The organism is Bradyrhizobium sp. ARR65 (genome assembly GCF_000472385.1).
GTDB lineage: Bacteria > Pseudomonadota > Alphaproteobacteria > Rhizobiales > Xanthobacteraceae > Bradyrhizobium.
Window position 1 is genome coordinate 109,432 of sequence record NZ_AWZU01000004.1, and the last position, 23,227, is coordinate 132,658.

General features: G+C 58.0%; 20 protein-coding genes, 1 tRNA gene and 1 pseudogene. 7 read left to right on the forward strand and 15 right to left on the reverse strand.

Annotated features, from left to right (window positions below; translation table 11 throughout):
* Positions 1-80 precede the first annotated feature (80 nt).
* Positions 81-1,748: an alkaline phosphatase family protein gene (locus F758_RS0106855; RefSeq protein ID WP_084305139.1), complete on the reverse strand. Its 1,668-nt coding sequence runs from the start codon at positions 1,746-1,748 to the stop codon at positions 81-83.
* Between the two features lie 385 nt (positions 1,749-2,133).
* On the opposite strand from F758_RS0106855, the gene F758_RS46340 reads away from it, so the two are divergent.
* Entirely contained in the window at positions 2,134-3,135 is a 1,002-nt protein-coding gene (locus F758_RS46340; RefSeq protein ID WP_024507169.1) for a phosphatase PAP2 family protein, read from the forward strand.
* 45 nt (positions 3,136-3,180) lie between these two features.
* On the opposite strand, the gene F758_RS0106865 is transcribed toward F758_RS46340, so the two are convergent.
* A tRNA-Leu gene (locus tag F758_RS0106865) sits at positions 3,181-3,267 on the reverse strand.
* A gap of 88 nt (positions 3,268-3,355) precedes the next feature.
* A complete protein-coding gene (locus F758_RS0106870; RefSeq protein WP_024507170.1) occupies positions 3,356-4,513 on the reverse strand; it encodes a tyrosine-type recombinase/integrase in 1,158 nt (385 codons plus the stop codon).
* Positions 4,514-4,781: 268 nt separating this feature from the next.
* Here F758_RS0106870 and F758_RS49305 point away from each other — a divergent pair, with 268 nt between their 5' ends.
* Positions 4,782-5,285 carry a hypothetical protein gene (locus tag F758_RS49305; RefSeq protein WP_157449886.1) on the forward strand — a complete coding sequence of 168 codons (504 nt, stop codon included), beginning with the start codon at positions 4,782-4,784 and terminating at the stop codon, positions 5,283-5,285.
* 90 nt (positions 5,286-5,375) lie between these two features.
* On the opposite strand, the gene F758_RS0106875 is transcribed toward F758_RS49305, so the two are convergent.
* On the reverse strand, positions 5,376-7,502 hold the full coding sequence (locus tag F758_RS0106875) for a nuclease-related domain-containing protein (RefSeq protein WP_024507171.1): 2,127 nt from the start codon (positions 7,500-7,502) through the stop codon (positions 5,376-5,378).
* An 836-nt stretch (positions 7,503-8,338) separates the two neighbouring features.
* Here F758_RS0106875 and F758_RS0106880 point away from each other — a divergent pair.
* Entirely contained in the window at positions 8,339-9,544 is a 1,206-nt protein-coding gene (locus tag F758_RS0106880; protein ID WP_024507172.1) for a hypothetical protein, read from the forward strand.
* A gap of 313 nt (positions 9,545-9,857) precedes the next feature.
* Here the strand turns inward: F758_RS0106880 and F758_RS52975 are convergent, their stop codons facing one another.
* From F758_RS52975 to mblB, 6 genes are all read right to left on the reverse strand, one after another.
* Positions 9,858-10,046 (reverse strand): DUF2130 domain-containing protein, encoded by a 189-nt coding sequence (locus F758_RS52975; RefSeq protein ID WP_024507173.1) that lies wholly within the window; start codon positions 10,044-10,046, stop codon positions 9,858-9,860.
* Positions 10,047-10,152: 106 nt separating this feature from the next.
* Complete coding sequence (locus F758_RS46345) at positions 10,153-10,521, reverse strand: hypothetical protein (protein ID WP_051386721.1); 369 nt, start codon at positions 10,519-10,521, stop codon at positions 10,153-10,155.
* A 354-nt stretch (positions 10,522-10,875) separates the two neighbouring features.
* Positions 10,876-11,907, reverse strand: coding sequence for a ComEC/Rec2 family competence protein (locus tag F758_RS0106895; RefSeq protein ID WP_024507174.1), 1,032 nt, complete (start codon positions 11,905-11,907; stop codon positions 10,876-10,878).
* Between the two features lie 47 nt (positions 11,908-11,954).
* Positions 11,955-12,602 (reverse strand): hypothetical protein, encoded by a 648-nt coding sequence (locus tag F758_RS0106900; protein WP_024507175.1) that lies wholly within the window; start codon positions 12,600-12,602, stop codon positions 11,955-11,957.
* Positions 12,599-14,875 carry an anti-phage 6A-MBL system cap2_3 protein gene (gene cap2-3, locus F758_RS0106905; protein WP_024507176.1) on the reverse strand — a complete coding sequence of 759 codons (2,277 nt, stop codon included), beginning with the start codon at positions 14,873-14,875 and terminating at the stop codon, positions 12,599-12,601. Before cap2-3 ends, F758_RS0106900 begins: the two co-directional genes overlap by 4 nt.
* A 15-nt stretch (positions 14,876-14,890) precedes the next feature.
* The gene (gene mblB, locus F758_RS0106910; RefSeq protein WP_024507177.1) at positions 14,891-16,081 is read right to left on the reverse strand and encodes an anti-phage 6A-MBL system MBL-fold protein; all 1,191 of its coding nucleotides are present in this window, start codon (positions 16,079-16,081) and stop codon (positions 14,891-14,893) included.
* Positions 16,082-16,266: 185 nt separating this feature from the next.
* Here mblB and F758_RS0106915 point away from each other — a divergent pair, with 185 nt between their 5' ends.
* Positions 16,267-17,187: a helix-turn-helix transcriptional regulator gene (locus tag F758_RS0106915; RefSeq protein ID WP_024507178.1), complete on the forward strand. Its 921-nt coding sequence runs from the start codon at positions 16,267-16,269 to the stop codon at positions 17,185-17,187.
* A gap of 130 nt (positions 17,188-17,317) precedes the next feature.
* Entirely contained in the window at positions 17,318-17,923 is a 606-nt protein-coding gene (locus F758_RS0106920) for a hypothetical protein (protein WP_157449887.1), read from the forward strand.
* Between the two features lie 383 nt (positions 17,924-18,306).
* On the opposite strand, the pseudogene F758_RS51590 reads toward F758_RS0106920, so the two are convergent.
* The 4 genes and pseudogenes from F758_RS51590 to F758_RS0106940 form a co-directional block, all read right to left on the reverse strand.
* Positions 18,307-18,524 (reverse strand): annotated as a pseudogene (locus F758_RS51590) (IS630 family transposase); the annotation flags it as partial.
* Positions 18,525-18,532: 8 nt separating this feature from the next.
* On the reverse strand, positions 18,533-18,775 hold the full coding sequence (locus tag F758_RS50720) for a hypothetical protein (RefSeq protein WP_198026420.1): 243 nt from the start codon (positions 18,773-18,775) through the stop codon (positions 18,533-18,535).
* Positions 18,776-19,202: 427 nt separating this feature from the next.
* Positions 19,203-20,321 (reverse strand): IS110 family RNA-guided transposase, encoded by a 1,119-nt coding sequence (locus tag F758_RS0106935; RefSeq protein ID WP_024507181.1) that lies wholly within the window; start codon positions 20,319-20,321, stop codon positions 19,203-19,205.
* A gap of 100 nt (positions 20,322-20,421) precedes the next feature.
* Positions 20,422-21,210, reverse strand: coding sequence for a hypothetical protein (locus tag F758_RS0106940; RefSeq protein WP_024507182.1), 789 nt, complete (start codon positions 21,208-21,210; stop codon positions 20,422-20,424).
* Between the two features lie 761 nt (positions 21,211-21,971).
* Between F758_RS0106940 and F758_RS43410 the strand changes: the two genes are divergently transcribed.
* Positions 21,972-22,421 (forward strand): putative metallopeptidase, encoded by a 450-nt coding sequence (locus tag F758_RS43410; protein ID WP_245286428.1) that lies wholly within the window; start codon positions 21,972-21,974, stop codon positions 22,419-22,421.
* On the opposite strand, the gene F758_RS49320 is transcribed toward F758_RS43410, so the two are convergent.
* Positions 22,412-22,882 carry a hypothetical protein gene (locus F758_RS49320; RefSeq protein WP_024507183.1) on the reverse strand — a complete coding sequence of 157 codons (471 nt, stop codon included), beginning with the start codon at positions 22,880-22,882 and terminating at the stop codon, positions 22,412-22,414. The two genes, F758_RS43410 and F758_RS49320, sit on opposite strands and share 10 nt — an antisense overlap.
* Positions 22,883-22,967: 85 nt before the next feature.
* On the opposite strand from F758_RS49320, the gene F758_RS0106955 reads away from it, so the two are divergent.
* The gene (locus F758_RS0106955) at positions 22,968-23,222 is read left to right on the forward strand and encodes a hypothetical protein (protein WP_024507184.1); all 255 of its coding nucleotides are present in this window, start codon (positions 22,968-22,970) and stop codon (positions 23,220-23,222) included.
* Positions 23,223-23,227: the final 5 nt, after the last annotated feature.

Sequence of the window (23,227 nt, forward strand, 5' to 3'; positions counted from 1 at the left end):
ACTGTGCAGCGGTCTTCCGCAGAGATCATACTCAAACGAAAATTCAGAGCGCGATGGCGATTCGCATCGCGCTCTGGCGCCTAAATGCGCGACCCGCCGTGGTCACGATCGGCGCGATCGTGATCGTGGTCGTGGTCGTCGTGATCGGAGTTGACCACCGTGCCAAGATTCGGGTCGAGGAACAGCTTCCGATCCGACTTGTGATCGAAGTCGAACATGCTGTCGATCTTGCCCGCGATCGCGTCGAACGAGCCCTGGCCGATGCGCTCGCCGTTCAGCCAGTTGTCCTCGACGAAACGCAGGATCGAGGACTGGTCGGTCAAGGTGTGATCGACGAAATTGCGCTTGGCAAAGGGCGAGATGACCAGAAGCGGCTGACGCGGGCCATAGCCGCAGCGGCCCTGGACCGGCTGTCCGTTGAGGCCGGGCAGCGGCGTGGAGAGCGCGCCGTGGGTTCCTGGCAGCGGCGTGCAGTTTTGCGCGGCGGTGAAATCGTCTTGCGCGCTATGCGACGGATTGATGACCATGTGGGCATGGTCGTACCACCCGTCGGAGTCGTCATAGGCGATGATGACTGCGGTGCTCTTCCACTCAGGGCTCTTCTGCAACATGTTGATCATGTTGACGACGAAGACCTGCTCGTCGAGCGGGTCCGAGTTGCTCGGATGAGCGTCCTGGATCGCCGGCGCTTTGAGAAAGCTGACCGCCGGGAGATTGCCCGCCTGAACCGCGGCAATGAAGTCGTTGGTGTCGTATTGGTGATTGGCGCCGCCGTCGAAGGACGTGCCGATCGCAGCGACCGACGTCGGACGCGTGTGGCTGACATTGCGCGTCGACGCATAATACTGGAACGGCTGATGATGCGGGACGTAGTCCTTCACATTGCTTCCGACCACTGCGGACGTCGAGCTGCGATTGCAGCCGGTCGTGCCGTTGGGATTGGTGGCGGTGAGATCGAAGCCCCCTTCGAACCAGCCCCAGGAAATGTTGCGGGCGTTCAGGAGGTCGCCGATATTCTTGCCGGTCATCTCGGTCGTCGCGCTCGTGGTCGACGAGCACACATCGCCGAAAGGATCGCTGTCGCCGTACATCGTGAAGCCGCCCTGGCCATCGGCGACGATGTTGTTGATCGTGTTGGTGCTGGAGCCGTTGCTGGGAGCATGACCCACTGCGCCGTTGGTCTGGCCGGAGATCAGGTTGATGGCGCCGGGCGAGGACGGGCCGAAGGTCGAGCTGTAGGAATTGTCGCTCATCGCGAAATGCTGGGCGTAGTTCCACAACGCGGTGACGGTGTTGCCGTCATAATACCCCATCACCAGGCCCTTGGTGTTGAACACGCCGGTGCCGCCGGTGCCGGCCGCGCCGGTGTTCAGCGGAAAGAGGTCCATCTTGCCGTCGTCGAAGGCAGCTTGCTCGGGACCGTAAGCGTGATTCTGGCTGGACGTGTGAGCCTGCGAGCGATCGAGCCGGAACGGATTGGTCGCGCCGGTGCCGTTGGCCGGGTTGAGATTTGGGTTGTTGTTGAGGAGCTCTGCCGTGAAGCCGTTGACCGCAGGCGTATCCCGCTTCGCAGTGAAAGCCGGTTCGCCGGGCGGATTGGTAGCGTGCGGATACGTACCAAAATAATGGTCGAAGGATTCATTCTCTCCGAAGATAATGACGAGGTGCTTGATCGGAGTGGCGGTGCGGAGCGCCTCCTCCTGCGGTCCGGCGAGGGCCGAGAGTGGGCCGTTCGCGGCTAACATCATCGACAAGCAAAGGGTCGAGGCGGCCCTCTTAAACGAAGCGGCCCTCTTGAAGCTGTGTGGCATGGGTTTCTCTTGGTGTGGCGAGACCAAACGCCTCCGCGCGAAAGACGGAAGCGGCCTTTGGGGGGCCGCAGCCTTCTAGGTTCAGCGAGTGACACACAAATGACCGACGAAAGTCAGATTCTTATCGCTTCCGTGAAAAAATTGCATTTGAGGCGCGACCGAAGCGCGCAGGAGACGAAGCCGTGGATCAGCAGTTGATCCGCTTCGGGAGCTCCCAAACTACACCTTCGAGAGATCGGTCCGAATTATACAACCACAATTAACTCAACCTTAGAGCGCGTCGTCGCAGATCTTCAAGGGAAATGGCAGAAGATGGCGCGGCATGTTTATCCACGGCGAGCCGAATGAGGGCTGGCGACTTTACACGCTGAACTGGATCGTTCTGAGCATGATAGCGCTGCTGCTCAGTATCAGCATTGCGGTATCCCGCTTCTCCGTCGAGATCGAAAGCGGGTTGTTGAAGACCATTGCGATGGCCGCGGTGTTTACGCTTGCGGGCCGCTATTTGATCTCGCATCGCTGGGGGGCACGGCCGGCACTCGTTCTCCTCTCGCTCGCACAACTCGATATGCTGTTCCTGTTCGGAACGCCGCTCTCCTACGTCACGGCGTCCGCGGATCTGCCCTTGCAGGACGGAAATCTCGCTCACCTCGATCAACTGCTGGGGCTCGACTGGACAGCCTATTATCGCTTCATCGTGGATCGGCCGGCGCTGCTGCCCTACGCGGTCTTCTTCTATGCGATGATCGGGTGGCTAGGGCTAGGCGTGCCGTTGCTGCTGGGCCTGACCAAGAACCACGTTCGTCTGCATCAATTCACGATGGCGTGCATCCTGACGGTGTGTGTCACCGCTCTCATCTCGGCACTGCTTCCGGCCATCGGCACCTATCAGGAATACCGCGTGCCTGCGGAAACCCCGAATTTCAGGGCGACAGGCTACCTGATACAGTTCGATCGGCTGCCGCTCGTTCGAGACGGCTCTCTGCGCCTTCTCAATGTCTCTCAACTCGGAGGCATCATCACCTTTCCGAGCTTTCATGCCGCCGCGGCGATCCTCGCTGTTTGGGCATGTTGGGGCGTATGGTGGATTCGCCCGCTCGCCTTGATCACGAATGCCGGCATGTTGCTCGCTACTCCTCTGGTTGGCGGCCACTACTTCGTCGACGTGATCGCGGGATCTGCTCTCGCCGTGCTGGGAATCGCCGCAGCAAAATCGCTGGGAACACGCTGGGCTGCGGCCGGGCAGAGGAGGGAGATCGTCGCCCCTCTGGGGAGTGGGAACGTGGCGCTGATCGCGGGCCGGAGGCGCGAGACCGCACTTTAGGGCGCCCCGAGCGACTCTTGCTCGTCCTTACTGGTGCGGGCGGCCTGGTGCGGGCGGCGGGACTCGAACCCGCACGACGTTGCCATCGAGGGATTTTAAGTCCCTTGCGTCTACCAATTCCGCCACGTCCGCGCATTGATTTCATTAGCCTTTTCGCGTTTTTCCCGCAAATGTTTTCCAACCGATCCCTCGCGTTTTCCATTTCGGCTGCAAAACCTGTTCACGTCTTGTCTTTCATCACTCGATCGAACGCCCGGGTGATGTTCTGCTCGGCCTCGACATGCCGGGTATAGTGGCCGCCCATGGCCTCCGATGCGTCGCCAATAAGATCGGCCACCTCGGACTTGCTTGCGCCATTCCGGCGCCACCAGGCGGCGTAGGAGACGCGCAGCCCGTGGAGGGTGGTTCCGGCGCCAATGTTGCCTACTCGCTCCTGGTTGCGGAGCCAATGGCTGACCCGGGTCTGCATCTCCTTCTCGCTCGGCCAGAGCGAGCCGTCGTCGCGGACCGCGATCACGCCGTCGGCGCGCTGAACCTTGAGCTCAGCCAGGAAATTCTGCAACTCGAGCAGCACCGGCAGGAGCACATAGGGAACCTTCTTTTTGTTCTTGCGTGGAGTGTAGCGAACAGCTTTGCCTGTTGGCCCCTCCGGATGGTCCTCAAACTGCTTGCGGTTGATGCTTACGATCGTCTGCCCACGCAGACCGGCGTAGCGAGCGAGCATCATCGGAATCAGCACCTCGAGCGGTGCGTTCTCGCGAGCGAACTTCCATTCTTGAGGGTACCATTCCCGGTTGTAAGCGGGGTCAGCCTCGTGAGTCTTGTCCATACCGTTGCAAGGGTTGAACGGCATCTTGCCGCGCTTCACGGCTTGTTTAAACATTGACGACAGCGCCGAGATCAGTTTATCGGCGAAGCGGGGCCATTTCCTGTTCGCGCAATTGTCCCGCATCTCGTATAAGTCTGGCTGTTTGACGTCGGCCAGCAACATATCGAAATCTTCGCGCAGATAGTCGTAGGCAGCCAGATAGTCTTTGCGCGTGGCCTTGGCCAGTTGCCGCCACTTCGGGTAGCCGTCCGGCAATGAACCTGGCTCGTCCAGGTGCTTGGGGTTGCTAAGGCGATCGATGTCGCCATTGGTGTACCAGTGAGAGAAACCACCCAGCGTCTCCGACCCGAAATCACTGGCAGGCCGCCTTGCCAGGCGGGGGCGATTGTAAGCATGCATCAGGTCCGGGTCTTCCAGCCTGCGCATTAGGTCCTCGCGCGAGCCGAGAAAGCCCTTGATGATGATTTCGCCGGTCGCCCGCCTGTAGACGTAGTATTTGCCGCGGGCACGCGCGACTTTAAGTCCTCGGAGCCGCACCCTGACCACCATGTGTTCTTTCCCCGATCCGCCTGATGGGCCGGGATGGTGGCGTATTTTGCAGTGCCGAGGCAAGGCTTTGAGCAGAACGGTGTCGGCTCCTTCTCCACAGGTCGATGGCGTCAAGGTCGAACATGCCGGTGTCTGCGTCCGGCTCTGGGAAGCCCCGTTTGATCAGGTTCGGCAGCAACTCGTTAAAGCGAGTGAGTGTGAGGTGTAGCCGCCGCGCCGCCTTCTCGGGTGGCACGTCACCTGGATCGACGCGGTAGCGGATCTGTGCTTGTCGAAGGCCGGTCATCCGACCATCATGTCCTTAAGAGTGCCGTACAGTCGTCAATTGCGCCTCGTACGATCGGATACGAGAGCGAACAAAGAAAAACCACCGACACATTTGTGCTTGCCTCGTTTTAGTCTTGCCTCGCCTAGTTGTGTGGCTCAAGGCGTTGCCTGGGCGACACCGCTTAAATGGCGGGACGAACGTTTCCTCAAGTCGAGATTCAAGTCTTCGATCGAATCATTCAATCACAGCGCCAATGGTGTCTCTACTGAAAGCAGAGAAGGTTTGGAGCGTCTTGGGATAGCTGAAACGGCCGCAAGGCCACTATCCACCAGCAAAATCGAAGAAGGGGATAGTGATCATATTTTGTTGACGGCTGATCACTGGGCTATCCTCAACATTGCGGCAGCCTTCAAGGCGGGATTTGTCGGAAACGCCGTATTCCCGTCCCTGGTTGCGAGCGGTCCAGCGGAAGGCGAATTGACGGAGGAAGTTGTCCCTGGTTGATGCCACCGACGGTCCGCGAAGAAAATCAGCCGAGCCCCCACAAGTTAGGCGACGGATACCGAAAATTCGGGGAAAACCCGTCGGGAGATGTCACTTGATACGAGACTGAGCTTGCCGCCACTTTCGGTCGGCCTCCCGAACGGTTTGTCGCTCGACAAGTCTCCTCTTGTGTAAGTCAGAACGCGAGGTGCCTCGTTGGATGAACCCGTATTCGGCTGAGAAGAGCCTTCCCATGCTCATCACGGGAGTGTCCTTATCCATTATGTCCGTCACCGCGACCGCGGTCTGTTCGCCGAGATCGAAATAGAACGGTGCGTGGTGCGTCCGTGCGATCAGCTCCTTTAGTGCTGGTGGCTCTTGCAGGTAAGCAAGAAAGTCGGCTGGCTTGTGCGCTTCTCCAGGCCGGAGTGATGTGACTGATTTTCTAGGTTTGGTTGTCGCCGGTTCAAGCGAGCTATGGAAGAAACGCTTAAGAAGAGAAACGTCCGTCATGTAGACGCCATTCCGCGCTCCAGTCTCTGCGTACGGCAACGAATTCAAAATGCAGGGAACGATTATCTTGTCCTTTACCTCGATCCCCGACACGTTACGAGCCGCGTCGGCATGGTCGCGTAACGCGTTAGCCAAACGGATGACCTGATTTACGGCAGACTTCATCTCCAAGGCAAAATAGTAAGCTGCGGCCGGGCTATGGGCCGACAATGTTCGGTTCTTGCACTCGAAGACGAAAAGATGATCGTCCCAAGGCACGACGACGTCGTACTCGAATTCTTCTCCCTCGATCTTCAGCCTAAAGGCTGTCGCGGCTAGTCCTTGACTGGTGAAATAGCGCAGCACTTCCTTCTCGAACGCTTTGCCTTTGCGCGCCAACTGCTCACCCTGTCGTCCGATGGCAGAAAGCGTTACGCGACCAGCCTCGGAATATAGGATTGCTGGGCCGAAGATCATCAGCGAGCCATCCCGCATCCTCACGAGCGGTTGGTCGAAAAGATCACGGCTGGCTTTGCGCAGTGAAGTTTGGTCAATAAAGATGTCGGCAGTTCCGTTCTTCAGGCCGACTCGTTCCAAGAGTGAGCGCAGCTCGCCGCGGGAAACGATGTGGCGCAGTCCCTTCTTACCCAGCGTGCGGTAACGCTCGCCGACTAAGCTTTGCAGCGTAGAATATCCGCGTATCCATTCGACAAGTCTCAGGCCGCACGGACGCTCTTGGTCGTCAAGGATGAAATAGCCGAGCACCTCGCTGAGCGAAATACAGGAGTGGCCTTCCTCCGGCGACACGTATCCTTTCGGCGGAAGTTCAAGAGGGCCGTCTATCCCCGAAGCCCAAGTCTCAAGGTTGGTATTTTGCAGTAAGCCATGGTACGTCCGCGCGAGCTGATCGGTAAGCCGTTCATTCGCGTAGTAATCGTAGGCCTCTTCGGGGGTAACGAGTTCATACTTGATGGCTCGTGCGGCATCCTTCGGCACCCATTGCCGCGCGGGTGCACCCAGAGATATTAGCTCGCCGCCAAAGTATCGACAGCGCTGTTCCAAGCGCTGCCAAAGGCGCCAAGAAGCGGCCAACGCAAGTGTGGCCGTCATCTTTTCATTCTCATCGTCGGTGGGCTCCGGCGATGTTGGTAATACAAGGAAGCCCTCGTCATCGAACCAAGACTGCTGGTGGCCGAGCAGCAGCAACGTCATCGTCGTGATGTTGATCAAGTTCCCGAGCGCGCCGTCCGGATTGAACGATGTGCCATCCCGACGTCGTACGCGGAAATGGCTCAACTTTACGTGTCTTCGGCGCGCCAGATCGGCCTGAAAATCTCTCATCATTTCATCGAACGCATGAGCCGACCAGGCCAAACCAGAAGCAGCTTGGACCTCGGGTGCTAATTTGGCGGCCTCTGTCCGGGAAAGGCTACGAAGTATCTCCGCATAGCCCTCCTCGATATGATGACCAAGTACCTTGAGTTCGTCGACTTGGCATGCCCAATCGCGGCCAAGGTGTTTCAGGAAATGCGCTTCGAGGTTCGCTAGGAACGCATCGCGACCCCGACGCCGAACCGGATCAGGCCGCTTCAGTAGGAGGTCGCCGTTCCGGCGAAGAAGGTCGAGAAGCTGTCTCGCGCAAGCTTGATCCAACATGAGCGTAGAAAGGTGCTGTTCAAGCTTGGGCCAGTCTAAGTGCTTCAACGTCTTCTTGACGATACTCTCACTCAGTGTTCGGGTAGACATTGCAGAAGCCGAATGCTCATCATTTTGTCGATCCCGACAGACTGCTGGGCGAGATCCATTGATTGACCAGACCTAATATCCGTGACCGCTTGAGGTCAACAAGCATCCGATAGCGAGGCCGGGCGTCGCGGGCCAAGCCGCCGGCCTCGCTCGCGCGCGGGCACCCCATTCGGAGACCGTGATCACAGCAGCCGCAGCGCCCCGGCCTGCCTCTGACCCGATGGCGTTCACCGACCTAGGCGGGCAGGCACGCAGTACTGCTTTGCCTCGCTAGTGTCATGTTCCCAGGTTGCCCCCCTGCCCGGGTGCATGGGAGCCAGTGCAAGCGCCTGAAAGGCTGTCCGGATGGTCGGGGGTCGCTGACGGATTGAGAACTGCGAACCGGAGCTTGTCTGATTGGCTGCAGAGGCTACAGGAATTCACTTCCGCGCAGCAAACGCCCCTCGAACCTATCCCAGAATTGCATCGCGTCTAGCTGCCATGTGAATTTATAAACGCGCCACAGGCCACTATCGCGAATCTTCTCGCCTGTATCGTTGAATGGAGTCAGTTGGCTGACTGATAAGGTTTGGCCGCAAATGGCGTCAGTTCGTCAACTGATAAGGTAACGAGAGTTTGCTTATCAGTCCTCAAATGGATGGACGCTCAAGACCAGCGGGTTCAACGACCAGTCGAGGCCAGCTCTGCCGAATTACCGGGAGGAAGTCTTCGGCCCGGCAAACGCCCTTTCGGCCAAAGCGCGATGTCTAGCAGGTCTGGACGCCGGTCTTGTAAATCCTGCTCAAGAGCCCACTTCCTACAGGTTCACCCACACCGATTTCGAGTGCGGCATTCGCATGACCGAACCCGATCCTTATGCCGATGACCCGTTTTTCAGGCGTGTTTTCGATGGCGACTGGAATGCCTGCATCGGCCGCCAGGGACACGAGGAGAACTATCTCGACGGCTATATCGAGGCCGCGATCGAGCTGGTCGATGCCATCATCGAAAAGAAGCTGTTCGCCAAGCGGGACACGCTTGTGCTGCCCATTCTCTACAACGCGCGGCACGCGATCGAGCTGGCGCTGAAGTTCACGACCGATCGTCTGCTTGAAGCCGGCCTATTAAAGAATGACGGGATCAAGCGGGATCACAACATCAGGGTATACTGGGAACGGCTGCATGGAGCGGATGTCGGCGACGAGAAACTGCGGGCGGTGATCGCTGCGCTGAAGCCGTTCGTCGACAGCGTTTCCCGCATCGATGCCGACGGTCAGGAGCTGCGGTACCACCGCAACCGTGACAATGATCCCAGCCTTTCGGAATATTCGACAGCCAATCTGAAGCTGATCCAGCATAGCCTTCGCGAACTGGAGAGGCTGCTCAGCGACCTTAAGTACCGCAGCGTGGATTTCGTTGGCGAATGGAGGACGGGAGCGTGCACCGCGCGTTGCTCGCGGCGCGACCTGTTCGAGATCGCGCGCCTGATGCCGCCGCGAAAAGATTGGTCAATGCAGGTTTTCGACGATCAGAAAGAGAAGGTGAAGGCGCGCTTCCAGCTCAGCAATAGGCAATTCTCGAACGCGCTGAATGCGATCCAAGGTAACCGTGAGATGGCCGCCATTCTCGGCATCGAGAACGGCCTGCTCCATCTTACGGACGATGACGTGGTCTGGGTCGTCGAACAGTGGCGCCGTATTCATCCAGTTCGCGACGAAAACGAACACGGGGGTGTCGGTCTAGATTATTTCGACACCGGCCGTATCGAAGGCATGAAGGAACACCTGGCTCTTTACGTCCAAGTCATTGAAGTGATCAAAAACCGGCTCTCGGCGGATGCGCTCGCCGATCTAGAGACGATCTTCTACCTGGAACGGGATCGTATTTTCACCGAATACTACGCTTGGCGCGTCGACCAGGCGCGCACTGAGCATGCTGCGACCAACGACCCGAAACAGGAAATCCGCCACCTCGTCGAGAAGACCAACCTTCTGCAGTGCTTGCAGCGGGGGACGGCGAAACTGGGCCGGCTGGCGCTCGCCGAGCGGCTGAAGGCGCTTTAGCGAGCCGCGCAACGCGTGGCATGGCAGCTTTCGCCGACGACTTTCTTGGGCGAAAGGCTCGGAGAGCTCGCCTGCCGAGCGAGACCTGCACCAGTTTTTCGATGGTGAGCGTTGATCGTAATGTGGTCAGCGGCTCAACTAATGAGGAAATTAAGAAAAGCTCGCCAGTTCAGGATGCAGCTGGCTGAAAGCGTCGTCAAAAAGAGAGGGGCTCAGGCCTTCACCATCAACTTGCGTTCTTTGTCGATATCTTCTCGCATGTCTTTGAAGCGCACGATGATGGCTTCGATTCGCTATTTGAACCGCGAACCAGTCAGATATTGATAGAATTGATCAGCCTTGGACTGCTGACTAGCGTGCGCTGGCGAGAGATAATGAGCGCTACGTCGGCTGTGGCCGCGCGCTCGTCGTCGCGGAGCTTCTGCAGCCAAGCATCAGACCAATTTTTCGTATTTTGAGCTCCCAGAGTATCACGCCCGCCGCCGTCGCCCCGATTTGCCATCGATGGAGGCTGAGTTATAGGTGCGCGATTTGCATGTCCCCGTTTTGGCTAACCGAACCGCGCTTGGAACGACCGTTGGTGCTTCAATAGGCGCGAATCGTCTGTGTCAGGTCCAATCCCGGTAAGCATAGTTAATGAGGTCTCGCACCAATTCCAGGAGGCCCGCCCACGGATATTCGTTGAGCGGTACGCCATGTGCGAGATCGTTACGAATGTCCCACAAGCTGGGACTGGTCTCGCCCGTAACCATCCCAAGTGCTTTTGACAAAGGACCACAGCGCCGATTCATTGGGATTTTGGCTTCGGTGAGGCCGTCGTGATCGACCGTGTATTTCAGGAGATCGGCAAATGATGGATTCTCTGCCCACCATTTCGCGCCTTTCGTGACGTTTCGCTTTTCTCCTTCTGCTTTCTTGTTGATGAGGTTGCGTCGGCGTTCGATTTCTTTGCCCGCGTATCTATCGGTCAGCGCCAACTCGAGGGGGCGGTCAAAGCCATGAGCTCGCCAGTCTTGATTAAATCGAAGTCAATCCATGTAAGAATGTAAAGCCTCTGTGCACGGTCAAATTTAGCCGACACAATGAGTGGGAGCGCCGGGTGTAGATTAAATTGCAGAATGAACGCACGCCATTCTGCGAATGTTGCGAAGGTTGGGAAACTGCCGGGGTTGCCGGGCATTGGCCATGGCACACGGAATGGCTCTGCACCCTGGCGAGCTGCGGCGATAGAGTCGAGGTAGTCAGGAGAAAGCACCGCGCCTTGATTCTGCTGTGGTAGAATGCCCTCGTGAAATGGTCGACGGCCCGGATTCCGAGCGCCCGAAACGCGATCAGCGTTTGGCCAAAAATGGCGAAAGAGCCCCGAGACCAAGCGCTCTTGATAGTGAATCGTCGTGCGTATTCAGCAAGCCGAGTGCGTCAAGACCCGATCCCGGCGCAAACGACGCTAAACCTGCGCCGAACCAGGTTTGCCCAGAGCCAATCGCACTCAGGGCGTCAAATTCCGGCGCCGCGGCCGGCGTCGGAATCTTCCGCGGCCAATCTGGAACTTTGACACGTCGTATTGTCCACTGATTGGCGTCGATATCTAACCTCATCGAGCCGTCCTTACGCGTAGTCGCCACATAGCGCCGTTCGAGAGCGTTATGTGCGAACACCGCTCCAGTGCAGCGGTTACGATACCAAGTGTTGGTATCCTGGCTCTCATACTGGTGTTCGTCATCCGAGATGATCACGAGCTGCGGCCGGATCAAATCGAACAGTTCGGTGCAGCATCCGTTTTCCCGGCCATGATGGGAGGCCACAAACACGGTCGTGCCGATCAGGTCGGCGCGGAACTCCGGTATAGTCAGCAACCGCCGCCAGCCCGCCACCTCGAGATCTCCGGTGAACACGATCTTGAAGGCGCCGAACTGCACAACTATGGCAAGGCTCAGATCGTTGGTCTTGTTCACAACGCCGGGGATAAAAGACCAAGAATACCATCGGATTTGAACTGGGCCAAAATCCGGCTGCGCGCCCGGCAGTCCTTTGGGACGAGCAAGCCATGCCGCTAGGGCTTTAGCTCCCGATCCCATTCCGTCTTCTTTAAGAACTGCGAATTCCCGCGTGCCGATGGTCGGATTTGTGAGGACCCAGGGCACGTTGCAATCTTCGGTCATCCCCTTGAAGTCGCTGAGGTGATCCTCATCCAGATTTGTCAGCGCAAGGAGGTCAACAGTCTGCCCGAAATAATGTAGCGAAGGAGTCCAGAATGTTTCCTCGCCCCAGCGGTCACCACAATCAATCATCATCCGCCGGCCGTTTGGAGCGGTGATCACGGCGCATTGACCATGGCCGACATCGAAGATTTCAACGCGCATGAAGCAAGGCTCCTTGCAACAATATTAACCGATTCTATCGGGCCACTTCAACGCGACGCGACAGCGAGCGAATTCTGAACCAGCCGCATATCGTAGGCTTTTGCAGCGAGACACATCAGCACGTAGGCCAAAACGAGGAAAACGCCGTAGATGGCGAGCGTCTTGCCATCTTGGGCGAACCAGGCCGCGATTGGCAGCAACAAGATCATCAGCAGGAAGTTAATCGTGCCTATATCGCGCGCCGCGAGATACGATTTGTGCGCGTCGAGGACACCGACGTCGTTGGCGTGCTTTTTGTATATCGAATAGAATAGCCGGTCTTGTTCGGCAGGATCGGCGGGCAGCGGACCGTACTTCTTCTCAAGTTTGCCCATGTTAACGCGTGGATCCGATGGGCCGATCTGCGTAAAGGCACGCGCACCAGGCAGAGGATTGGACCATCGCCAGTGGATCAGCCGATCCCGGAATAGGGGCGGTATCAGGCCAAGCAAGACGAGCCGGGTCAATGCAATGAGACCAAGAGAAATCGAGCCTGGCGCTAAAAAAGCTTGCAGCTTCCGTGTCAACTCTGGCTCAGCGAATTGAATGATCGGCAAGGGTTGGAAAACGACGTAAGCGAAGGCGACCGCATGCACGACCAGGGCTGTCCTAATAAGCCAAGCGTTTTGCTCTTTCAGAGATTTTGACGCGGTCATTCAGATGCCCTCTTGTGCATCAAACTGTAAAGCCGGGTTGGCGCTGCAATGAGCAGCACCGACGGCGGCGGCCGTTCCATTGCAAGTTTCTTCGCCGTCGCGCGATCGAGCTCGGATGGCCCCTGGTCGGCAAGGTGGGAATGCCAGGTGCCAACATCAAAAAGCGTGTTGCCGCTCGCGCGATGCCGAGCCTTGATCGCTGTTTTCAGGCCTTGTGTCCCTAGCACAAAGACGGATGCTGACCGAACGCTATCGGGAGGAGCATCGATCACGTCGACGACTGTTATCGCCTTGAGCCGGGCGCTGCACATTCCGATCAAAAGGCCGCCGGTTTCGACGGTCGGATAGCGCGCGACCTCGGCTCGAATTTTCGTCAACACCTTTTGGGACAACCGGATGGTCCAGCCTTCCGGACCGTCTATTTCAATCACCTCAAAAGGTGAGACATCCTGCCGTTGCCAGTTTGTATCCGAGGTTGCTTCCGCCTTGCTGCCGATGATAATCGAGCCCGCGGCAATCGTGTTTTGGGTGCAACCGACGAACTCTTCGGTCAATGCCGCGGTCATGGCCGACAAGCGCATATCGGTCATCGGCATGGTCAGTGCCCCACATCCTTGTCCGATCTGGATTTCGGTCAGCCCGAACGCCGGGTCAAAGAGCAGCTCGCGCAGGCGATCGTCGGTGATGCTGGCGTACAGTTCTGCGACAAGATCCGAAAGGGTCGGATTATGGGACGCGCCTTCAACAAGAAGAAAGCCGCCGTTCCCGCGGCCAAATAGCGCTGCCTCTGCAAGGCGGGGTTTGACTTCCCTTGCCGGAAGGGCAGACAAAGCCTCTCGAACACTGAGAGAGGCAGTTGTGTTGATCGCGTAGCCTGCTTCCTTTGGCAGGATCAATTTGCGCGTTTCTCTCACCGCGAGGTCCGTGACAGCGTCCCCCTGTTGCACCGAGGGCTTTTGGCCGAGCAGCTCAAGCTCCTTCGCAAGCTCCGTCGCCTTCGAGTTTGCGTATTCTGGGCGCGCAAGAGCATGACGTGCCATGTTGTGAGGGCGCAAGTGCCTGTTGTCGCTTACGACAGAAATCGTGACGCCCGATCGCGCGAGGTGCATCGCCATTTTCGATCCGACGCTACCGCAACCGATCATGGCAACCGGCGGGACAGCCGGCGCCCCGGAAACATTGCGCAGCAACGCCGGATTTGTTGCGTCGATCTGTGTCGTGGGCATGACCGGCTCGTCGTCGCCGGCTGCAAGCAACGACGATCGCTGTTTCATCGCTCGGATGTCGAATACATAGGGAAGCAATTCTATGTTCGATTGCGACCCAACCAGCGCGGCGGGACGGCGCGCGCACAGAACGATTCCGACTGGGATCGGTACCTCCAGATTAAAGCCCTGAAAGCACCGCTCGAGATTGTCGACAAAAATGCGTAGCGCCCGGCCGCAATTTAGTTCGTCGGCCCTCTCCAGCAGTCGACGGTAGATGTCAACTGTCTCAGGCATGTACGATCCGGCGACAAAATCGGCGCCAGTCGGCAATTTATCGGGCCAGATAAGACAACATACCGTGTCGCCGGACCACAAACCGTTCCGTTTGCCGCGCACGAACAGTTCTTTGTCGTCGCGTTTGAGAGGCACTTGTTCTTGCGTGACATTCAGCCATGTCCAGGCGTCACGTCCGATCAGGGATCCGTCCATGCTCGATCGCAAAAAGTCGGCTTTGAGCACGCGATACCCGCCATTGCGATCGACGGCCGCGCGGCAAGCCTCGGCGTCAATGACCAAGATATCAGATAGATCGCGGCGTAACGTCGGCTCCCATCCGCGTCCGTGGTGGATCAACGTGCGTTCCGCCGCGCGCTGCAGCCACAGAACCAACTGATGCACGAGGTGAAAAACGCCGAGTTCGACGAGCCCGAACTGAAAGAAATACTCGCGCTGGCTGCCATCCACGAGGCAGGGCCGCGGCAGTTGGGTTAAGGGCCCAGGTTGAAGGTGCGGAAGATCCCGAGGAAAATCAGAACGCAAGTAGAAGGAAGGCGACGACCAAGGATAATTTCGCCAAAGCTTTACAGTGACCGTCTCGGTCGTCCGTATGCCATTGGGGCTTGCGCCGTCGACCTTGTATTCGAGGGGCATTTCGACGTTGAGGTCAAGTTCGATCAGGCAGCTCTTGTCGCCCACCGTGATCAATCTTCCCGCGCGGCACTCCGCATGGGCTCGCGCCGCCAGCAGGAACTGCTCGCCGTGACTGCGAAGCTCTTCCTCGGCCATGTTGCGATTTACCCGCTATCTGCTCTGAGCTTTCCCTAACGATCCGTGGGGCCGGGCATGCGATGCGGTTGCACTGATGCCAAGTGCGGGTGCCGCGAGCGCCGCAGCCGTACCGATCTTACGGACGATGCCACTCGATTTTATCTCAAACGTAAGAGCCATTTCTTTTTCGGCCCAATATTCGTCGGTACAGAAAAAGCGATCTGCGTCGTCATCGACGATATCGACATATTCCCGCTTGGCGCGCTCGTGCGGCGGGTTATCGTCGTCGGCTTTGATTGGTTTGCAGCTCGCAACAATGATCGCGCCTTTGCGGGTCTGCGAAAGGGCGTTTCGCGCGTCGCTATCGACTTTGACTTTCTCGCCCAGTTCGCTCCAGCGGTCCGAACTCAAGCTGCGCCATGAGCAATGATGAGGCGGCAGCATGATATCGTAGGTGAGCCAGTCGGAATTGGCTTTCCCGTGAGACTTCCACAAGCGCTTCCAGATCTCGACTTCGGCATCACCGCCCGTTAGATATCGGCAACGATCGCTGATGCCGCCGCCGCGCAGTGAAAAGCGAAGGATAACCGAGGATTGGTTATGCCGAAGTGTTTCCTCGTCATCATCATTTTCAGGTGGTAGGGGACCAAGCAGCCTTGCTTCGAATGCTCCATCCGCCAGCCCGTTACAGGCACTGATCGTTTCGTTGAGCTTGACGACGATGTCAAGAATATCGTCGGTCTTGCCGTCAACGTCTTCGCCCAGGATCAGGATACGGTCACCTTCGGCAGGGATCGAGCCCTTTTCGCGGAACAGTTTGACTCGCCGGCGCGCCTCCTGCCGCCACGCTTTGGCATCATCGCACAGGGGTTGCTCGGCATCCGCTCGCCGGAACACCACAGGCGAGGACCACATTTCCCGGATCAGAATCTTGTCGTCTTTCTCTTTCCACTCATCCGGAGGTCCGAGATGAAAGTGATTGCGAAGGCCGGTGATGTGGTCGGAATGGGGATGGCTCGACAGGAAGCCATCGACATAAAGTCGGCCGGCGTCGTCTCGCCTGAGCCGCCCTCTCAAATCCTCGGCGACGTCCGGCATTTCGTGGTCTTCGTTGTCAGCATCGGCACGGATATTGATATCGATCAGTAGGTTTTGGCCGTTATCAAGACAGACGAGAGTCATGTCGCCGTTAGAGACGGGAAAGAAGGTGATGGAAGCAGTCACGTGATGCGTCCTTGCTCTGTAACTTGTTGATGTTCTTCAGATGTTCCCATCCAAACAGCGGCATTTCGGAAAGACGGGGTTGCCGACCCCCGTATCCATCCATAAGATATGGGAATATGCGGAAAGTTAGTCAAGTAATTTGACGCGTTTTCCTGTGAGGAGTCAGGTTTCTTGGAGGTCCGGGTATGGAGGACGGTGGCGAGCAACTGCGCTGGGGGGTTCGCCGACGTCTCGAGTTCATCGATTTCCGTCTCTTTTGGGACGGCCGCTTCAATCGGAGCGACCTGGCGAATACGTTCGGTATCTCCGCGCAGCAAGCGTCGGCCGACATTGCTCAATACGAAAAGTTCGCCGCCCGAAACCTCCACTATGACCGGGCAGAAAAGGCGTACATGCGCACGGAGGCGTTCTCGCCCGCCTTCATCGGCGAGACGATCGAGCGCTATCTGCTGCAGTTGGTCGCAATCGAGAACCGGTGGATGCGGGCTGAGGACACTTGGTTCGACACCATTCCGCCGGTCGAAGTGCTCACGCTAGGTCGGCGACCGACCGATCCGACCGTGCTCTTGCGTGTCCTCGACGCCATCCGCAACAAATCCGAGATCGATATCGAGTATGCTTCGCTGACAGGCTCAATGCAGCCGTCGCGGACGATTGCCCCTCACGCACTCTCACATAGCGCCGGCCGTTGGTACATCCGCGCCTGGTCACGCGATCACAACGATTTTCGAGACTACAATCTCAACAGAATCGCATCCGTGACCGACCATCGGCCGGCGTCGGTCGATTCGACCCTCGATTTCGAATGGGTTCACATAATCAATCTTGTCATCCTGCCAAACCCAGATCTGAGCGATGAGCGCCAAGCCGCCGTAGCCGCCGAGCACGGCATGACAGATGGCCGCCTCATACGACCCTGCCGCCTCAGTCTCAGCTTCTATCTCATGAGTGAATACAATTTGGACGTCGAACCCGGTCTCCTGAAGCCAGAAAAGCAGCAGATCATTTTGCAGAACCGAGACGAGGTGACTCAAGCTCGCGCGCTGTCGCGAAAGATGTCGATTGAAGCTCTCGCAAGAACTTCAGCATCCAGGTCTTCGACATGATCAGGAACGAGCGCCAACGTCTGCTGCTATCTCTCGAGGGTTGTCGGCCACCATGGTCGTAGTCGCAACTTTACTGTTCGGAAGCCTCGCACGTGCCGATCACGCGGAGGGCTCCGATACTGATCTTCTTATGGTGAGTCTCGACAAGGAGACCCGTCATGTTTCTGTCGGTCATCTTTCCCTATTTTTGTATCCATGGCATCAACTGCAGCAGGATGCGCGCGATGGTGACCTGTTCGTCTGCCACTTGGCGAGGGAGGCGAAGCCGCTCATCGATCCAGACAATTACCTCGAGAAGCTTCAGTCTGCGTTCCAATTCCGATCGAGCTATCAAGGTGAGATTGATCGAGCTACAGACTTTGGGATGTATCTCGCTCGGTTCGGTGACGAACTCAACGCGACCCTGCTGAATAAGCGTGCGCTGTGGTGCATCCGCACAATCCTCATCGCTCGAAGTGCTGAACGACGCGATCCAGTTTTCGCGCCCCAGCAGCTTGCTGAGAATACGCAATCGGCCGCGGCCCGCGACCTTCTGACTAACCGGCACATCCATCGCGATACTGCGGCGGTCCGACAACGTCTGCGTAGCTTTCTCGAAGACGAGACACAGTCGAACGGGGTCCTTGAGGCTGCGGACCGCGCGCATTTCATCGAGAGGTTTGATGCGACCTCAAACAGGGTAGCATTGCAGACGCTCCGGCAGGAGCAAGAAAGCCGAGCGGGCTATTTTGGGTGACGCGCCCTTTCAGGCCGCTTCGCAGGCCGAAGAAGGAAAAGCCTTGCTGAAGACTGTGTTGCGACGGTTGCGAGATTTGAGTTTCAAGGGGGTGCGGCCTGGGGCTGAAAACCTGATATGAGATCTCACCCAATCGTACAGGCTGCTCCGCGTCCCGTCCGAATGTATAAAAATACCTGATTGGACATCTATGGCGCGCCGCGGCCATCTACACCCTCCACGGCAAAGTTCAACGACATCGATCCACAGGCGTGGCTTGCCGACGTGCCTGCCTGCCGGATCACTCCGCCAAGCGCATTCACGAACTGCTGCCTTGGAATTGGCAGCCTCGAAGCGTCGCGCACGCCGCCTAAGCGCGATCAGCCCACCGCCAAAACGGCCTAGCCGGGGGGCGTGGCCGGATGCGTACACTTTTCATCGACCGACAGCACCAGTGCGTGTTCCAGCGGATCGACATAGAGGCCGACGATGTCTTGAACCTTGGCGCGAACTTCGGGTCGTTCGACAGCTTGAAGGTCTTCACCCAGTGCGGCTTGAGGCCGTGCGCCGCCCAGATGCGCTGCACGCTGCAGTGGCTAATCCCAGCTGTCCTGGCCATCGCCGGCGGGCTCAGTGCGTCATCTCGCCGGGCGGTTCGGCCAGCGTCATCGCCAGCGCCAGATCGTGGGCTTGCCTTTGCGGCTTGCATTTGCCGGTCTGCCGTTGGATCGCCATCCTGCCGACCCCGTCGCCGCTCAACGGCACAATCCGGGCCCGCCACACGTGCTTCTGCGGGCTGTTTCCCGATCCGATCACGGCTTCCAGCCGCTCTCGATCGCCCGGTCCGAGTCGGACATCAACTCCCTTCCTCATCCCAGCAGACTCGCACATCTGCGAGCCGAGTGGAACCATTCGTCAGCGTCAATCCACTCTGATGTCCCCAGTCAAGCACACAGCGCACGGTTTCCCATCTCCACGAGGACTCATCGTGAAGTTTTTGTGCCGATGGATCGTGCAGAGGAGAAGGCGGGACCCAAAGACGTCGGTGAACAGGCTCTGATGCGCGGGTTGGATACCGCATTTCCGTTTTTTCGTCTGGGGCTGTCCCTGGTCTAGCGTCGGGCGTCGATCGGATGATCGGCCACATAATGGATTTCAGGATTTCCCCTGCCGTGGTCCCACCTTCACCCCTGCACGATTGATGTCTGCGACTGCCCCCCTGATCTTGATTGCAACAAAGGGGGCTGTGGGCCGGTCGAGCGCACCTCACGACTCGAGCGGTCCACAGCCCCCAACGATGTCACGCCTGTCGAGGTGGCATGAGCTCGCGATTGATCGCCCAAATGAAGGCGGATAGCTCTCGGGCAATCGCCGTGACGATTACGGTTCGCCGCTTGCCCTTCCGCTCGAGTGAGCGGAAGCGTCCGCACAATCTGGTTTGCGCTTTCCACGCAATCTCGCGCGCGCCTCTCGGTGCGGCCTCCACCTTTGGCTGCTTGTCTCGGCTCACGCGCGGCGGATATCGATAGCTCCAGGCCGCCTCCACAAGAATACGTCGCGCCCGCCCGTTACCGGCTTTGGTGATGCCGCCTCGCTTGACCTGGTCGCCAGTCGAGTTTTCTGTGGGCACCAGACCCAGATAGCCCATCAGCTCGCGCGGATTTTGAAAGCGGGAGAGATCACCGATCTCGGCCAGCACCCCCACAGCCGCAATGAGATCAATCCCACGCACCGCCTGCAGGGCCGACACAACCTTGGCGAGCGACCACTCGGGTACTACCTCGCGGATGGCATCTTCCAAACGCTCCATCCGCTCACTTTCCTGGCGTATCCCCTCAAGTAACTCTTCGAATGCGATGCGCTGCTCGCGATGCTCGAGCTTCTGCGACATCAGCCATCTCATGTGGGTTGGTCCCCACGTTGTCTTGCCCGGATAGATGAGTCCCAGCCGCAGCATCAATGACGAGATCTGTTGACGCTTCCCCTGGAGGTCCTTCTTCACTGCCTGACGGGCGCGCGAGAGATCGCGCATAGCCTCATGGCGCTCGTCCGGCACCCACACCGCGGTGAGCTCGTCCGCGCGCAACAGCTTGGCGAGGCTTACCGCATCGCGCCGGTTCGTCTTCACTCGATCGCCGGCCTTCTTCGGAACGAGCGAGGGGGCCACCACCAGGCAGTCATGGCCGAGGCTCTTGAGCAGTCTGTAGAGGCCATATCCTGTCGGCCCTGCTTCGTAGCAAAACGTCAAATGACAGCATTTCGCTGCAAGCTTTGCCACCAGCTTTCGGATCGCTGCCTCCGTAGCAGGAAACTCCCCGAGATATCGTACCTCGCCGGCACGGCCGCCATCGGCAATGGCTATTGCATTGCGCGATTTTGACGTATCGATTCCGACAAAGACCTCGGTATGATGACCCACGACTCGCCCTCCTTGTTTGAGGCTCTGCCCGGTCCATCCGGGTAACCCTCGTCGCAACATCGAGGGTGAGTCGCCCCATTTTGTGGAGGGGACATACAGTCTAGCTGCTTCCAAACGCCTTTAAGACACTGCCGATCGCTGTGAGTGCGGCCGCCGCTGCCAATATGGGACCCTTGTCGTATTCGGCAAGCTTTAGCGCCACAAATTCAAAGATCTTGAATATCAGGATCAAGCAATACACCGCTAAAATGTAGAACGTGAGAAAGAGTATAGAGTACAGGACAAAAAACGTCAGATAAAACGCGGTCCAAAAGACTAAAAGCACTGGAACGGTAATGATCGACCAAGCCTTCACAAATTCAATATATCTGTTCCAAAGCAATATTAACGGCGCCATTGCGGCGACCATCGCCAGCAGGATCAGAACGTAGGCCGCCCAACCACGCAACAGCATCTTCCAAGCGGCATTGGGCCTTGTGATGATCCCGAATAGCTTTCGGAGTGAAATCCGCCCAATGGCATAGACAACGAGTGGGGCTGCAATGAATGCGAGAGGTACCAGCCACATCCAGAAGGATAATGCGCCGCGGTCTTTCACAAATTGAACAACCATAAATCCTACAAAAAACGTCGTAATGAATAGCGCTGCTACCCCGTAGAAAACGTCAAATGTTCGCTGCCTTTGAAGTGCTTGCACGTAGGGCCACGTGCGCTGATAGGATAGCCAATACCAAGTCCTCATGGATATGTCTTTAATGCGGTCTCTAACGGCCTGCGACAATGACCAGTCGAGTAAGGCGAGGGCGCCAGCAACGCCCCCACACACAATCGCAACCGTTCCCAAGGCAGGTGCGACCGTTGCTAAAACAGATTGAAGCTTGTCAAACATAGTCAGTGCCTGACAATCAGAGGATCAGGCGACGTATCGGATAGCCGCGTTCTTGCAGCTCACTGCTCGACCGAAGGTTGCCTGAGACCTTATGCTACGCCAGTTTTACAAAGGATCGCAACGGGCAGCTACGCCAATCAACGGCGGCAATATCGATTTCCGAAATTCTGTAAGGGGGCCTGCTCGCACAAGCATTGAGTTATCCCCCAGTGTCGTTAACGATTCAACCCGCGAAATTTCGCGGCGATCCTCAAGATACGCTTTTCACGTTAACTCGTCTTGTCGGCACGATTTGACGGAGCGAAAAATTTCTGCCACCGTTTCCGAAATTCGAGGTGGGACACATCCACTCGTTAGCCCGCCGCTAACCGCAGCGGGTTTTTTGATTCCGGACTTCTCGCATGGATCAGCACGCCGCCCTCACAGCCGGTCGCCGATCGCGCGAAGGTCATGACCCAAGAGTTTCCAGACGATGATCGTTTGAGAGATTGGGCCGCGCGCATGCTCGCCGTGGCCGAGAGTCTTTGCCGCGCGTGACGCTCACGGATGTTTTTGCATGGCTGAGGTCGTCAGGCTGTTCCCGGAGCCTTCGCGGTTGAGACGCCCGGCGCCTCCCGCGGCCATGCTCGATCCCGCGAACCTTGAGCGCCCACCTTCGTCCCCGCGCCGGAGCTCGAAACGTGGATGCGTTCGACCTTCACCGAGGAGGGCGCGCCGCTCCAGAACGATGACCACTTCCATTTGGCATGGCGCATGTCGGGGTGCTCTGGACATCGATCGAGAATTCGCGCCACGCGCGCCGCGTCGTCGGCCAGGCGGAGCGCGGAGAGCCCGCGGCGAAGGGGAAGTGGGCTCTAGCCAGCGCTGGATTGCAGATCTCGCAATTGTTCCGCGCAGTCCCGGATTTCATCCTGACGTTTGAGGCCGGCTATGCCGCGATCTGCTCCGATGCGCAGTGGTGCGCGCTGGTTGAGCATGAACTGAGCCATTGCGGCGTTGAGCGCGACATGTACGGCACACCGAAGTTCCGGAAGTCAACCGGCCTGCCGGCGTTTACGCTGGTCGGGCATGACGTTGAGGAATTCGTGGGCGTGGTCCACCGCTATCGCGCGGCAGCTGCCGGCGTCCAGGCCATGATTGATGCGGCCGCCGAGGGCCCGACGATCGCCGAGGCCGATATCGACTTCGCATGTGGCAACTGTCAAGGATAGCCTAGTTGGCCGTCGAACGCCGCATCGAGCAAAAAGGCAAGCCCGGCAAGCGTCAGCCCCAGCATGAAGACGACAAGCGCGACGCCGTATTTGTGATCAAAGAGCAAAGAGGCGGCCCCAATAACGGTCAAAGCATTGATCCCTAAAAACAAATAGTAGATGGCCTTGGCTGCGTTCCTCGCCATCCTATAGGCCAAGGATCTCTCGCGTGCCCCCCGCTTAATGATGACGGATGCTGCAGGAGGCGCGGAGCTCTCTTTGTCCGGCTCAGCTACTTTTTCCGGAGTTGGCCGCCCAGCAGAAGCGGCTTGCGAACTTGATAGCGTATCCGAAGCGGCTTGTGGAGCGAGGTCGCGCCGTTCGGCCGCTTTAGCGCGCAACGTAATAATTGCCGCAGTGATTGTGGCGATAGCGCTGATGACGGACGCAATGATGCTCGCTGTAGGCGCATCAATTGACATTCTAAATCTCCGATCTGCCCTGCAAATGGGCGCAGCCTACCCAAGTCTCGGCAAGAGTCGAGGGAGTTCCACAGCCACAACCGAGATGCACCACGTCCACATCGGCACGGGGTTTGCGCTCGTCGTCTGCTTCTTTGGCCTTGGCCTGTTCGCCATCCTCTTGGCGCTCATCGCCCCGATGCGTCGCGATCGGGTCGTTACCCGGAAGGCCGATGAGATTCCTCCCGATCATCGCAACTATGGGCTCAACCGTCGATCGGCTTCGCGGCCATCCTATTCCGGTTATGCCGGTTCACCTGGTTATGCCGCCGCTCCGATCGGGGCTGCTCCGGTGATCTGAACAGC